Annotated in this window: 15 protein-coding genes; 5 read left to right on the forward strand and 10 right to left on the reverse strand. The window is 66.6% G+C overall.

The features are described 5' to 3' along the window. Nucleotides 1-3: 3 nt before the first annotated feature. Complete coding sequence (locus tag AC1DDA_RS06025) at nucleotides 4-366, reverse strand: winged helix-turn-helix transcriptional regulator (RefSeq protein ID WP_476795026.1); 363 nt, start codon at nucleotides 364-366, stop codon at nucleotides 4-6. 99 nt (nucleotides 367-465) lie between these two features. Between AC1DDA_RS06025 and AC1DDA_RS06030 the strand changes: the two genes are divergently transcribed. After that, nucleotides 466-1,479, forward strand: coding sequence for a zinc-binding alcohol dehydrogenase family protein (locus AC1DDA_RS06030; protein ID WP_476795027.1), 1,014 nt, complete (start codon nucleotides 466-468; stop codon nucleotides 1,477-1,479). A 54-nt stretch (nucleotides 1,480-1,533) separates the two neighbouring features. Here AC1DDA_RS06030 and AC1DDA_RS06035 read toward each other — a convergent pair whose 3' ends face one another. Together AC1DDA_RS06035 and AC1DDA_RS06040 are read right to left on the reverse strand one after the other, a co-directional pair. After that, nucleotides 1,534-2,979 carry an aldehyde dehydrogenase family protein gene (locus AC1DDA_RS06035; protein ID WP_476795028.1) on the reverse strand — a complete coding sequence of 482 codons (1,446 nt, stop codon included), beginning with the start codon at nucleotides 2,977-2,979 and terminating at the stop codon, nucleotides 1,534-1,536. Nucleotides 2,980-3,087: 108 nt separating this feature from the next. Further along, nucleotides 3,088-3,240: a hypothetical protein gene (locus tag AC1DDA_RS06040; protein WP_441510810.1), complete on the reverse strand. Its 153-nt coding sequence runs from the start codon at nucleotides 3,238-3,240 to the stop codon at nucleotides 3,088-3,090. A gap of 148 nt (nucleotides 3,241-3,388) precedes the next feature. Between AC1DDA_RS06040 and AC1DDA_RS06045 the strand changes: the two genes are divergently transcribed. Next, nucleotides 3,389-3,877, forward strand: a complete 489-nt coding sequence (locus tag AC1DDA_RS06045; protein ID WP_441510809.1) for a pyridoxamine 5'-phosphate oxidase family protein — start codon at nucleotides 3,389-3,391, stop codon at nucleotides 3,875-3,877. A 38-nt stretch (nucleotides 3,878-3,915) separates the two neighbouring features. Here the strand turns inward: AC1DDA_RS06045 and AC1DDA_RS06050 are convergent, their stop codons facing one another. The 4 genes from AC1DDA_RS06050 to AC1DDA_RS06065 all read right to left on the reverse strand — a co-directional run bounded on the left by AC1DDA_RS06050 (nucleotide 3,916) and on the right by AC1DDA_RS06065 (nucleotide 7,092). Continuing rightward, nucleotides 3,916-4,608: a phosphatase PAP2 family protein gene (locus tag AC1DDA_RS06050; protein WP_476795029.1), complete on the reverse strand. Its 693-nt coding sequence runs from the start codon at nucleotides 4,606-4,608 to the stop codon at nucleotides 3,916-3,918. Nucleotides 4,609-4,616: 8 nt separating this feature from the next. Continuing rightward, entirely contained in the window at nucleotides 4,617-5,522 is a 906-nt protein-coding gene (locus tag AC1DDA_RS06055; protein ID WP_476795030.1) for a diacylglycerol/lipid kinase family protein, read from the reverse strand. Nucleotides 5,523-5,567: 45 nt separating this feature from the next. Beyond that, nucleotides 5,568-6,455 carry a transglutaminase-like domain-containing protein gene (locus AC1DDA_RS06060; protein WP_476795031.1) on the reverse strand — a complete coding sequence of 296 codons (888 nt, stop codon included), beginning with the start codon at nucleotides 6,453-6,455 and terminating at the stop codon, nucleotides 5,568-5,570. Nucleotides 6,456-6,711: 256 nt separating this feature from the next. Further along, on the reverse strand, nucleotides 6,712-7,092 hold the full coding sequence (locus tag AC1DDA_RS06065; RefSeq protein ID WP_441510805.1) for a PRC-barrel domain-containing protein: 381 nt from the start codon (nucleotides 7,090-7,092) through the stop codon (nucleotides 6,712-6,714). 244 nt (nucleotides 7,093-7,336) lie between these two features. Here AC1DDA_RS06065 and AC1DDA_RS06070 point away from each other — a divergent pair, with 244 nt between their 5' ends. After that, entirely contained in the window at nucleotides 7,337-7,600 is a 264-nt protein-coding gene (locus AC1DDA_RS06070) for a glycine zipper domain-containing protein (RefSeq protein ID WP_476795032.1), read from the forward strand. A 94-nt stretch (nucleotides 7,601-7,694) separates the two neighbouring features. Here the strand turns inward: AC1DDA_RS06070 and AC1DDA_RS06075 are convergent, their stop codons facing one another. The 3 genes from AC1DDA_RS06075 to AC1DDA_RS06085 all read right to left on the reverse strand — a co-directional run bounded on the left by AC1DDA_RS06075 (nucleotide 7,695) and on the right by AC1DDA_RS06085 (nucleotide 10,496). Next, a complete protein-coding gene (locus AC1DDA_RS06075; protein WP_441510803.1) occupies nucleotides 7,695-8,261 on the reverse strand; it encodes a GNAT family N-acetyltransferase in 567 nt (188 codons plus the stop codon). Nucleotides 8,262-8,330: 69 nt separating this feature from the next. Beyond that, complete coding sequence (locus tag AC1DDA_RS06080; RefSeq protein WP_476795033.1) at nucleotides 8,331-9,080, reverse strand: UTRA domain-containing protein; 750 nt, start codon at nucleotides 9,078-9,080, stop codon at nucleotides 8,331-8,333. A gap of 12 nt (nucleotides 9,081-9,092) precedes the next feature. Then, nucleotides 9,093-10,496 carry a formimidoylglutamate deiminase gene (locus AC1DDA_RS06085; RefSeq protein WP_476795034.1) on the reverse strand — a complete coding sequence of 468 codons (1,404 nt, stop codon included), beginning with the start codon at nucleotides 10,494-10,496 and terminating at the stop codon, nucleotides 9,093-9,095. A 101-nt stretch (nucleotides 10,497-10,597) separates the two neighbouring features. Here AC1DDA_RS06085 and hutI point away from each other — a divergent pair, with 101 nt between their 5' ends. Both hutI and hutH read left to right on the forward strand, forming a co-directional pair. After that, the gene (hutI, locus tag AC1DDA_RS06090) at nucleotides 10,598-11,806 is read left to right on the forward strand and encodes an imidazolonepropionase (RefSeq protein WP_476795131.1); all 1,209 of its coding nucleotides are present in this window, start codon (nucleotides 10,598-10,600) and stop codon (nucleotides 11,804-11,806) included. Continuing rightward, the gene (gene hutH, locus AC1DDA_RS06095) at nucleotides 11,803-13,335 is read left to right on the forward strand and encodes a histidine ammonia-lyase (protein WP_476795035.1); all 1,533 of its coding nucleotides are present in this window, start codon (nucleotides 11,803-11,805) and stop codon (nucleotides 13,333-13,335) included. Before hutI ends, hutH begins: the two co-directional genes overlap by 4 nt. Nucleotides 13,336-13,404: the final 69 nt, after the last annotated feature.

A 13,404-nucleotide genomic window follows, 5' to 3' on the forward strand; every position in this document is an offset into this window, starting at 1 on the left:
CGCTCACGCAGCGGCCTCCGCCGTTCGAGGCTGCGAGGAGCAGGCATGCGCCTCGCCCCATGCCTTCAGAGCCACGATCACCGGCTCCAGCGTGCGCCCCTTGGCCGAGAGGCTGTATTCGACGCGTGGCGGCACCTCGGGATAGACGACGCGGACGATCAGGCCATCTGCCTCCAGCTCCCGGAGCTGGGTCGTGAGCATGCGTTGCGTCACGCCGGGAACCCGCCTGCGGATCTCGCTGAAGCGCAGCGTTCCTCCCATCAGGTGATAGAGCGCGATCCCTTTCCACTTGCCACCGATCAGCCCCAGCGTGGCCTCGACCGGACAAGCGGCAGAGGAATACGGCTCCTTGAAACGCGGCGGCATCACGGTACCCTTTTCGACACTATGAGCTAAAATTGTGCGTTCTTGTGCCATGCGACAGTTATGCGCATCTCACCTCCATCGCAATGCAGGAGAGACGCCATGCGCGCCGTCGGATACCGCCAGTCACAACCCATCGCCGCCGAGACCAGCCTGATCGACCTGGAATTGCCCGAACCTGTGGCCGCCGGGCGCGACCTGCTGGTCGAGGTCAAAGCCGTCTCGGTCAACCCGGTCGACACGAAGGTCCGCGTCCGCAGCCAGCCGACGGATGGACAGGCGAATGTGCTCGGTTGGGACGCCGCGGGCATCGTCAAAGCGGTCGGGCCGGAGGTGAAGGGCTTCAGGCCGGGCGATGCCGTATTCTATGCCGGCGCAATCGATCGGCCCGGTTCGAATGCCGAACTCCATCTCGTCGATGAGCGCATCGTCGGCCCCAAGCCGGCGACGCTGAGCTTTGCGGAGGCAGCGGCCCTGCCGCTCACCTCGATCACAGCCTGGGAAATGCTGTTCGACCGGCTCGACATCCGCAAGGCAGTGCCGGGCGCGGCATCTGCGTTGCTCGTCATCGGCGGCGCAGGCGGAGTGGGCTCCATCGCGATCCAGCTTGCGCGCCGCCTGACCGACATCACCGTGATCGCGACGGCCTCGCGGCCCGAGACGCAGGCCTGGGCTAAGCAGCTCGGCGCCCACCATGTCGTCGATCACACGAAGCCCTTGCCGGAACAGATCGCCGCGCTCGGCATCGGCGCGCCCGCCTTCGTCTTCTCAACCACGCATACCGACACGCATCTTGCGGGCATCGTCGAGCTTCTGGCGCCGCAGGGCCGGCTGGGCCTGATCGACGACCCCAAGACGCTCGACGCCAACCCTCTGAAGCGCAAGAGCCTGTCGCTGCACTGGGAGATGATGTTCACCCGCCCGGTCTTCCAGACCGCCGACATCGCCGAGCAGGGCAAGCTCCTGACGGAAGTGTCGCGCCTCGTCGATGCCGGCACGATCCGCACGACGTTCGCGGAGCATTTCGGCACGATCAACGCGGCAAACCTCAAGCGCGCACAGGCCCTGATCGAGAGCAACCGCGCCAAGGGCAAGATCGTGCTGGAAGGCTTCTGACGAAAAGGGCCGTGCCATGCGGCGCGGCCCTCTCTTTTCCGCCTGAAAAACCGATCAAGCCAGCGTATAGGCCGTCTTGACCGTGGTGTAGAACTCCTTGGCGTAGGCGCCCTGCTCGCGCGGGCCGTAGCTGGAGCCCTTCCGGCCGCCGAACGGCACGTGATAGTCGACGCCCGCCGTCGGCAGGTTGACCATCACCATACCGGCCTCGCTGTTGCGCTTGAAATGCGTCGCATGCTTCAGCGAGGTCGTGCAGATGCCCGAGGAGAGGCCGAACTCGGTGTCGTTGGCCACCGCAAGCGCCTCGTCATAATCCTTGACGCGGACGATGTTGGCGACCGGGCCGAAGACCTCCTCGCGCGAAATGCGCATGGCGTTGGTCGTCTCGGTGAAGAGCGCCGGCTGCAGATAGAAGCCGGGGGTCTCGCGCTTCAGAAGCTCGCCGCCAAAGACCAGCTTGCCGCCCTCGTCCTTGGCGATCTGGATGTATTTCAGGTCCTGGTCGAGTTGGCCCTGGTCGACCACCGGGCCGATATGGGTGCCGGCCTTCAGTGCGTCGTCGACGACGACGGTCTTCAGGCGCTCGATACAGGCCTCGACGAACTTTTCGTGGATGCCGGCCTGGACGATCAGGCGCGAGGAGGCGGTGCAGCGCTGGCCGGTCGAGAAGAAGGCGCCGTTGACCGCGACTTCCACCGCCGTCTTGAGGTCGGCATCGTCCAGCACGACGAGCGGGTTCTTGCCACCCATCTCGAGCTGGACCTTCTTCATCGGATTGGAGGCGATGCAGGCAGCCGCGACCTTGCGGCCGGTCGCGACCGAGCCGGTGAAGGAAATGGCGGTGACGTCCTTGTGCTCCAGCAGCGCCTGGCCGACGACCGAGCCGCGGCCCATGACGAGGTTGAGCGCGCCCTTCGGCAGGCCGGCGCGCTGGAGGATGTCGACGAGCGCCCAGGCCGAGCCGGGCACAAGATCGGCCGGCTTCAGGACCACGCAATTGCCCCAGGCGAGCGCCGGCGCGATCTTCCAGGCGGGGATCGCGATCGGGAAGTTCCACGGCGTGATCATGCCGATGATGCCGAGCGGCTCGCGCGTCACCTCCACGCCGACGCCGGGGCGCACCGAGCGGATCATCTCGCCGCCAAGGCGCAGGCATTCGCCGGCGAAGAAGGCGAAGATCTGGCCGGCGCGGGTCGCCTCGCCGATACCCTCGGGAAGGGTCTTGCCCTCCTCGCGCGAGAGCAGGCGGCCGAGCTCGTCCTTGCGGGCGAGGATCTCGTCGGAGGCCTTCTTCAGGATGTCGTAGCGCTCCTGCGGCGTCGTGCGGCTCCAGGCCGGGAATGCGGCCTTGGCGGCGGCGACGGCATTGTTCAGGTCCTCGACCGTCCCTTGCGCGTACTCGCCGACGACGTCGCCGGTGTTCGAGGGGTTGATGTTGCGCGAGGCGTTGGCTCCGCCAGCCCATTCGCCGGCGATGAGGTTCTTGAAGGGCGCGTTCATCTTTCTCTCCCACGAACAGGCTTGTGGGAGGGTGTTAGCGCCTTTGGACCGGGAAGGCCAATGCCCGACGGTCGGGGAGCCATCCGCTAACTGCATCGCCGGCGGAAACTACTTCTCCTTGATCGACAGACCGTTCTTGCCGACCGAGATTTGTACGCCATCGGGCTGCTTCTTTTCCTGGTAGAGCGAGTAGCCGGTCACGGCCAGGGCGGCGACGAGCACGACGATGAGGACAACCAGAAGATTGCGTGAGGCGAGCATGAAACATCCTTGACGAGGCGGCCGGAGCCGCGGCGCCCTGCCAACGCCGGCCTGCCGCTCAAAGTTCCGCGAGGACGGAACGTTCAGTCACCATCGGCGTTCAAATTCGGCGCGAGCCATGCCAGGATCGCGCTGGCTGGAGCGAGCGATGCACGAGACGGAACAGCAGGAGCGAATTTGGACGGCGCTTGCCGCGCATCCCGTCTACATGGTCTCGCTACTGGCCGAAAATGCCATCAAAACCCGGCCGATGTCGGGGCATCTCGACCGCGATCACCACCGGCTGCTCTTCATCAGCCATCGTCATACCGGCATCGTCGGGGCGGCCCTGCGCTCGCCTTCCGTCTCCATCGCCATCAGCCACGAGAACCGGAACTTCTACGCCGCGATCTCCTGTTCAGCTTCGGAAGTGCCCGGCAGGAACGAGCTGCGCGAGATCTGGACCCCGCTGGCGAGCGCCTGGTTCCCGCATGGGCCTGACGACCCCGACGCCACCCTGCTCGCACTGACGCCGATCTCGGCAGAAATCTGGGACGGCCCCTCGAGCAGCGTCGTCGTCGCCTTCAAGTTGGCGACGGCGAAGATATTGGGGCGCACGCCCGATCTCGGCGTCAACGCCACCATCGACATGCGCTGAGCCGGTTCGAAGGCTGGGCGCTGAAAGCGCCTGCGCCGTCAGGCCGGGTCGGAAGCCGCTATCTTCCGCCCGAGCCAGGCGACCGCGATGGTGGACCAGGCGATGCCGAGGCACCAGCCGCCGATAACGTCGGTCGGCCAGTGGACGCCGAGATAAATCCGGCTGAGACCGATCAGCACGATCATCACCCAGGCCAGCGCGAAGCACAGGCGCTTGATGTCCTCGCGTCGCGAAGCGAGGCCGACGAAGCCCGCGATGCTGAGCAGCGTCACCGCCGAGAGAAAGGCGTGCCCGCTCGGAAAGCTGGCAGTAAAGGTGAGCGCCGCATGGCTTACGATGTCGGGCCGCTGGCGTCCGATCGCGATCTTCAGCCCATTGCTGGCCAGCAGGGCCGCGAGCAGGCTGACGACGAGGCCCACAGCCAGGTGCCGATAGCCACAGAGCCAGAGCGCCAGCGTCGCGGTGGTCGCCATGAAGAACAAGCCGACGAAACTGCCAAGTGCCGTCATGTCCCGCACCGCCTCCTGGAACCAAGTCGGCCCGATCGGAACGGCGGGATTGGCCGGGTCGCGGAACAGCAGGACCAGCTTGGTATCGAAGGCGAAGCTGTGGCCCGAGGCGATGAAGGCGGCCAGCGCCACAAAGGCCAGCGCCGCGGCAGCCGGCACGAGAACGCGCGGCTGCCACCATGGCGCCGACGCCTGGCTCAAAGCGTGCAGCGGCTCAGGCATGACGGCTTTCAACTCCAGAATCGGGTCGGGCGAGCGGCGATGACGGTCAAGGCTCTGGGCAGCAAGCCATAGGTCAACGCCCCTGCCCTGCGCTCGACCTCACCATCGAAGGTGATGTGCCCCTGTCGCTTGTCGCGGCGGGACAGCGTGACCGCATTACCCGTGAAGGAGCTGAGATTGCGGGACGAGCGCCAGCGGCCGGAGGCGACGGACAAGGCCGCCTTGCTACGCGAATAGAGGCCACCCGCATTCAACACGTGGACTTCGAAGACGCCGCCATCGAGACAATCGCGCCGCCATTCGGCGCCGTTGAAACGATTGACGGTGACCAGTACGGCATCCGCCTCGACGACCCGGCTCTGATTGCCGATGGCAATCTCGACGGCGACCGGGCGGGTGAACAGGATCGAGCGCGTCGCCGCGATGCCGAAGGCGGCGGCACGGCTGAAGGGGAAGCGGCGGCGCGCATGTTCACGCTCGCGCGCCATCAGGCTGAAGAAACCCATGCCGGAGATCGAATGGAACAGCCGGTCGTTGACGCGGCCGACATCCATCGCGACAGGCTCGCCATGACAGAGCGCCGCAACCTGCTGCTCGAGCGGGCCGAACAGGCCGAGGTCTCGCCCCAACACATTGACGGTTCCCATCGGCAGAATGCCGACCGGGCGGTCCGCCTGAATCAGCACGGGCAAGGCGCCGTTGATGGTGCCGTCGCCACCGGCCAGGACCGGTATCGTCCTGTCCTTCTCGATCGCCAGCGACAAGGCGCTGCCGATCTCGCGCGGCGGGACGAGCTTGACGTCCGCGTGGCAGCTATGGGCCTTGAAGGCGGCCTCGATACGAGCCGCAAAGGCGTCGGCACCTGCTTCGAGGACCGCTCCGGCGCGGGCGTTGACGACAACGGTGTGACGCATGTGGAGCCCAAGATAGGTGCCCCGCGTGGCTGCGCAAGACCGCCCTTACGCTGCTGCGGGGCGCGCATCGAATTGCGCGGGCTGCGGCGGGGCCAGCGGCATGGGCGTCTCACCGACTTCTTCGGTGATCACCTCGAAGCGCTGCAAGGTATGCATTCCGAAGGAACACATCATCGCGGTATCGGTCGCGTCACGACCGCGGGCGATGACGATGCGGCCGATGCGCGGTTCGTTGTGGCGGGCATCGAAGGTGTACCAGCGGCCGCCCAGGAAAACCTCGAACCAGGCATTGAAGTCCATCGGCGCGGGATTCGGCGGCACGCCGATATCGCCGAGATAACCATTGCAGTAACGGGCCGGGATGTTCATGCAGCGGCACAGCGCGACAGCCAGATGCGCGAAATCGCGGCAGACGCCGATCCGCTCCTCGAAGGCCTCAGCGGCCGTGCGCGTGCTGCGCGCGAAATGATAGCCGAATGTCAGGTGATTGTGGACGAAATCGACGATCGCCTGGACGCGCGGCCAGCCCGGCGCGATCTGCCCGAACAGTGACCAGGCCTGATCGAAGAGCTTGTCGGTCTCGCAGTAGCGGCTGCCGAGCAGATAGAGGAGCGCCTCGTCGGGCAGACGTGAGGGGGCGATCTCCCGTGCCGCCGGGTGGACAGGATCGGGCTCCCCTGAATCATGCACAACCCCTTCCGATTCAAGGCGGATGCCGCCGGGAGGCGCCACCATGCGCCGGCAGATATTGCCGAAGGCGTCGAGATGCTGTGCGACGGCGATCGGCAGCGAGGGATCGGCCAAGGCGCTGACCCGCATCTCGTCGGGCATCGTCAGGTCGTGGCGGCGCGAGGGGTGGACATCGAGCAATGTGACAAGGGGCATCTCACGCGCGCAAACCAACTCGATCCGATAGCCGTAACGGATGCGCATCTCGCCTTCTCCTGATGTGAGGGACGGCCGCCTCGCGGCTGTGCCGCGGTGGCTCATCGGGTCTCGAATTCCCCCACCGACCAGACGCGCGAGGGCGCCCTCTGGTTCCCTCGCTCTGGCCAAAAAGCGCCGCGGCCACCTGCGAGAACGCATGAGACGCCGCAAAAAGAAGATGCGGGCCTTTCGGCCCGCATCCCGCCGCCACGGCGGTTCGGCTGGGGGGATAGCAACCGCCGCGACCAGCGTCTGGCAGCCGCTACATCATCCAGTAGGGCATCGTGCCGTAATAGTCGTGGACACGCTTGCCGTAAGCCTTGTCCTCCCAGTCGGGCTCGCCCTCGCTGTCGTACATCGGCGCAGCTTCGAGCTTTTCCTTTGTCAGAGGCACGACGTAGCCGCCGCGCTGCGGGTCGTAGTCGAGAACGCTCCACGGAATTGGATGGTATTTCTCGCCGAGGCCGAGGAAGCCGCCGAAGGACATGATCGCGTAGGCGACCTTTCCGGTCTGCTTGTCCAGCATCACGTCGTAGATCTCGCCGAGATGCTCCCCAGCCGCGTTGTAGACGTCCGTTCCCGCAACGCGAGCCCCCGCAATCAAGGGATTGGCAGTGGTAGTGGACGTGGTGGACATCGCCATGTCGGGTTCCTCCATGTGTCGGGGGCGCGTCGCTTCAGCCCCGGAAACTCGTCTCCTCAACGTCCTGCGGAAGCCAAAGGTTCCAGCTTTTTCAGAGCCTTTTTGTGCAATCCTCCGGCATCACATTTCCGGCTTTTTCGTCATGTGAATGGAGGTCGCGCTCCGCATCGGGAACCTTTTGGCCGCACGGCCGGTTTCGGACTGCGAGCGAAATCGCCGTTTTGTGAAGAGGAGAACAGTCGGCATGAAGAAGTTCATGGTCATCGTGAGTCTGGCAGCCGCCCTGGGCGCCTGCACCGCGCGTGAACAGAATGCAGGTACTGGCGCTCTTATCGGCGCGGGCGCAGGCGCCCTTATTGGCGGTGCAGCGACGGGCCGGGCCGGCGGCGCCCTGGCGGGTGCGGCTATCGGCGGCGCCAGCGGCGCCATCATTGGCCATGCCGCGACGCCGGATCAGATCTGCTACGGCCGCGACGAGTGGGGCCGGCGCGTGCGTTACACCTGCTGAGCGAAGCTTCAGCGGATCCATGGAAGGCTCGCCGATCCGGCGGGCCTTTTTTCATGGGGCGATGCGAGCCAACGCGCCCGTCGCCGCGGATGTCTCAGTCGGGCAGAAAACCGGAGATCTCATCAGGCTCTGTGGCCAGCACGTAACGCCGCTGCACGACATTCTCTCGGCGGGACTGCGAGAGGCGTTGAACCGCGTCGACCTCACGAAATCCGAGCTTTCGCAACACCCGTCCTGATGCCTCATTGTCGAATGCATGCCCTGCCTTGAGCCTGGACAGGCGAAGCGTCTCGAACGCGAAGCGAACCGCCGCACCTGCTGCCTCGGACCCGTAGCCGCGCCCCCATGCTGTTCCATCAAGCCAGTAACCGAGCGTGCCCTCGGTTGCGTCAACATTGTCAATGTCCACGAGGCCGATCATCGTTCCTCCGAGCAATATCGCGAAACGATAGGCTTCTCCGGTCGTCCATTCGCGCTCGTGATCGGCAAACCACTGGCCAACCTCCGACGCATCAGGCGGAAAGGACGCCATTTGCAGCATGCGCGACACGTTCCAATTCGATCTGATCTCGACGGCTCTGCTCACGTCCAGCGCGGAACTGGGGCGCAGAACCAGACGATCCGTCACGATCGGAACGCGGGCAGTTGGCGAAATACGCATACCTCTCCGGATAGGCAGCGCGGATGAAGAGAGTGCGACGGCCTTTTTTATGCCGCCTGGTCTGCCGCGTCAGACCTGCCCGTAGGGGCCGAAGCGCCCGACGAAGCGATGGCGGAAGCCGGGATAGAGCAGCCGCACGGCCGTGACTGGCTTCGTCTGGTTCCAGGTCCGGCGTTCGACCAGGAGGCAGGGCTCGCCAACCGCGACGTCGAGCAGGCCCGCCTCCTCCTCGCCCGCTCCGACGGCGCTGATCGCGTGCTCCGCCTGCGACCAGAGGCTGTGCTTGAGCAGCCAGTCGCCGGGAGGGGTCTGCGCGAAATCCTCTTCGGCGAGGCCAGCGACGGCATCGGCATGGATGACGCGTTCTTCAAGCACATGCGGTTTGCCGTCGGCGCGATGCAGCACGACGAGATGAGCCACCTTGTCCGAACGTTTCAGGCCAAAGCGCTCGGCGACTTCCGGCGCGGGCCGGCCGTCGCTGCGCGACAGGACATCATAGGCATAGGCCTGTCCGAGCTGCGCGACCTCCTCCGGAATCGAGAGGATATCGAGCATGGCGTGGCTGGCCGGGGGGCTGGCGACGATGGTGCCCGAGCGGCGGCGGCGCACGATGAGGCCCTCGCGGGCAAGCTGCACCAATGCGCGGTGCACGGTCATCCGCGAGGCCCCGAGCTGCTCCATCAAGGCATGCTCCGGCGGCACGCTCGTACCGGGCGGCCATTCCCCGGTCACCACCAGATCGCGGATCGCGCGCCGGATCTGATCATAGACCGGCCCGGCGCCATCCAGTTTCACCGCGTCGAGCCGGGTCTCCGTCATCGTCGTCCCTGATTATTCCGCTGCGAGCAGGCGCCGCATCACGCCGGCGAAGCGTGTGCGCACCGAATCGCGGGCGAGATGCCGCCCCTCGGCCACCACCCTCCTGCCACCGACGACGACGTCGCGCAAAGGCAGGGCGTTAGCGGCGAAGATCGCGCTGTCGACCGCTTCCGCGCCGCCCCTGCCGACGAGGGCCGGGTGATCGGTGTCGAGCGTGATGAAATCGGCGCGATGGCCGGTCGCAATGGCGCCGATAGCACGGCCGCAAGCCCGCGCGCCGCCGGCGCAAGCGGCCTGCCAAAGCGCGAGACCGGTTGAGGCTGCCTCGTCGGCGAAGAGCGCGCGACGCCGGTCGCGCAGGCGCTGCGAATATTCGAGCTGGCGCAATTCGGCGCCGGCATCGATCTGGATATTGGAATCGCTGCCGACGCCGAAGGCGCCGCCGGCATCGCGATAGCGGATGCCATCGAAGATGCCGTCCCCGAGGCTCGACTCGGTGATCGGGCAGAGGCCGGCGACGGCTCCGCTGCGGGCGATGCCGTCACGCTCGGCATCGCTCAGATGAGTCGCATGGATCAGGCACCAGCGCCGATCGAGCGGAATCGTGTCCATCAGCAATTCAACCGGGCGCTTGCCGGTGATCTTCAGGCTGGCCTCGACCTCCGGCACCTGCTCGGCGACATGGATATGGACGGGATCGCTGGGGCGCAGCGACGAGACCCAGCCGAGATCGTCGAGCGCGACGGCACGCAGCGAATGCGGGGCCACGCCGAGCCGCGCATCGGGCAGATCGCGGATCGCGGCGGCGCTGCCTTCCAGCAGACGCTGATAGGCGTCGCGCTCGTTGACGAAGCGGCGCTGGCCGTGGACCGAGGGCGCCTGCCCGAAATTGCCGAAGCGATAGAGCACCGGGAGAAGCGTGAGGCCGAGCCCGGTTTCCTGGGCGGCAGCGGCGATCGCTTGCCCCATCGCCGCGATGTTGGCGTAGGCGCGCCCGTCCTTGTCGTGATGGAGGTAATGGAACTCGGCGAGCGCGGTGAAGCCGCCCTCCAGCATCTCGACGAAAGCCTGCGCGGCGATGGCTTGCACGTCCTCAGGATCGAGCCGGTCGAGGAAGCGATACATCACCTCTCGCCAGGTCCAGAAGGAATCCTCCGGCGCGCCGCGGCGCTCGGAGAGGCCGGCCATGCCGCGCTGGAAGGCATGGCTGTGCAGATTCGGCATGCCCGGCAGCGTGATGCCTGAGAAGCTGCTGGTATCCCCGGCCGGCTTCACCCCTGCTTCGACGGAGACGATCGCGCCATCGGCGACTGTCAGCTTCACATCGCGGGCAAAACCTTCGGGCAGGAGAGCCTCGGCCAGATGCAGGGTCTCGGTCACCGTTTCGCTCCGTCGCTCGCTGGCGTTCAATTGCATATGCAATTAACACTTGCCAATTGCATATGCAATTGGATAGCATGACCTCAATTCAAAGAGTAGCGGGAGGACGCACGGTGGCGAAAGCGCCTGGTGAAACGCTGGCTTGCGACAAGCTTTGGACGAATGCGCGGCTGGCGACGATCTCGCCTGCAATCGATGCGCCCTATGGCGCGGTTGAAGACGGCGTGATTGCCGCCCGGGACAGCCGCATCGTCTTTGCAGGGCCGCGCAGCGAGGCCCCTGCCCTCCAGGCCAATGAGACCATCGATTGCGGGGGACGCTGGATCACGCCCGGCCTGATCGATTGCCATACCCATCTCGTCTATGGCGGCGACCGCGCGCATGAGTTCGAGCTTCGCTTGCAGGGCGCGACCTATGAGGAGATCGCGCGGGCCGGCGGCGGCATCCTCTCCACCGTCAAGGCGACGCGCGAGGCGAGCGAGGACACGCTCTTCGCCTCCGCCGACCGGCGCCTCGCCGCGCTCATGGCCGAGGGCGTCACCACCGTCGAGATCAAATCCGGCTACGGGCTGGAGCAGCAGGCCGAGCTGAAGCAGCTCCGGGTCGCACGCCAGATCGGCCGCGAGCGGCCTGTCACCGTCCGCACCACCTTCCTCGGCGCCCATGCCGTGCCGCCGGAATACAAGGGGCGTTCGGGCGATTACACCTCCCTCGTCGCCGGGTCGATCCTCGATGCCGTCGCAGCCGAAGGGCTGGCCGATGCGGTCGACGTCTTCTGCGAGGGCATCGCCTTTTCGCCCGAAGAGACCCGGCAGGTCTTCGAAGCTGCCAAGGCCAAGGGCCTCGCGATCAAGATCCATGCCGAGCAACTCTCCAACCTCTACGGCGCGAAGCTCGCGGCCGAGATGGGGGCGCTTTCCGCCGATCATCTCGAATATCTCGACGAGGCCGGCGTCATCGCCATGGCCAAGGCCGGCACGGTCGCGGTCGTGTTGCCGGGCGCCTTCTACTTCTTGCGCGAGACGCAGAAGCCGCCGATCGAATTGATGCGCAAGCATGGCGTCGCCATCGCGCTCGCCACCGACGCCAATCCCGGCTCCTCGCCGCTGACCTCGCCGCTGCTCGTGCTCAACATGGCCTGCACGCTCTTCCGCATGACGCCGGAGGAGGCGCTGGCCGGACTCACCCGCCACGCCGCCACGGCGCTCGGCCTGCAAGACGAAATCGGCACGCTGGAGGCCGGCAAACGCTGCGATCTTGCGATCTGGGACATCGAGCGCCCGGCCGAACTCGCCTACCGCATCGGCTTCAACCCGCTTCACACCCGCATCTGGAACGGACAATGACCACGGTTTCGCTTGCCCCGGGCGCCGCCCGCCTTACCGATTGGCGCGCCATCCTCGACGGCGCCACAGCCGCCCTCGCCGGCGACAGTGCCACCTCGATCGCCTCCGGGCAGAAGATCGTCGAGGAGATCGTCGCCGCCGGCACGGTGACCTATGGCGTCAATACCGGCTTCGGGAAGCTCGCCAGCGTCCGCATCGCCGATGCCGATCTCGCCAAGCTCCAGAGCAACCTGATCCTCTCGCATGCGGTCGGCACCGGCCCGGCCCTGCCTGACGGCGTCGTCCGCCTGCTGCTGGCGATGAAGGCCGCGAGCCTGGCGCGCGGCGCCTCCGGCGTGCGGCCGGTCGTGATCGAGGCGCTGATTGGTGCGCTCAATGCCGATGCCTTGCCGGTGATCCCCGCCAAGGGTTCGGTCGGCGCTTCCGGCGACCTCGCCCCGCTCGCCCATATGACCGCGGCCCTGATGGGCTTCGGCGAGATCCGCCTGAAGGGCGAGGCGATGCCGGCGGCCGAGGCGCTGAAGCGCGCCGGACTTAGCCCGCTTGCGCTCGGCGCCAAGGAGGGCCTCGCGCTCATCAACGGCACGCAGGTCTCGACCACGCTGGCGTTGACCGGGCTTGCCACCATCGCCCGCGTCTTCGACGCCGCGCTCGTCGCCGGCGCGCTCTCGGTCGATGCACTCAAGGGCTCCGACACGCCCTTCGACCCGCGCATCCAGAGCCTGCGCGGCCAGCCCGGCCAGATCAAGGTCGCCAAGATCCTGCTCGAGCTTATCGCCGGCAGCGCGATCCGCGAGAGCCATCGCCATGGCGATACGAAGGTGCAAGACCCCTACTCGCTGCGCTGCCAGCCTCAGGTGATGGGCGCGGTGCGCGATCTCATCGGCAACGCCGCCGCCACGCTTGGCATCGAGGCCAATGCCGTCACCGACAACCCGCTGGTGCTCGGCCCCGGCGAGATCGTCTCGGGCGGCAATTTCCACGCCGAGCCGGTCGCCTTCGCCGCCGACATTCTGGCGATAGGCGTCTGCGAGATCGGCAACCTCTCCGAGCGGCGCATGGCGCTGCTGGTCGACCCGGTGATGAGCGGGCTGCCGCCCTTCCTCGCCCGCGATGCCGGCCTGAACTCGGGCTTCATGATCGCGCAGGTCACCGCCGCGGCGCTGGCTTCCGAGAACAAGCAGAAGGCCTATCCGGCTTCCGTCGACACCATCCCCACTTCGGCCAACCAGGAAGACCATGTTTCGATGGCGACGCATGGCGCGTTCCGCCTGATCGACATGGCGAAGAATGCGGCGAGCGTCATCGGCGTCGAGCTGATGGCGGCCGCGGAAGCGATTGAGCATCACCGTCCGCTCAAGACCAGCGCGCGGCTGGAGCCGGTGCTCGCGCTGCTACGCGAGAAGATCGCGCCGCTGACCGAGGACCGCTATCTCGCCCCCGACCTCGCCGCCGCGACCGAGTTCGTGCTCTCCGGCGCCGTCGGCAAGGCGGCGGGCCTCGACAGCTTCGCCGAGTGCGCGGCGTGAGGGACGACCGTCATTCTCGGGCGAAGCGCAGCGGAGACCCGAGAATCTCGGGACGCGCAGGCGCAAGGA

The organism is Allobosea sp. 10N428 (assembly GCF_056394545.1).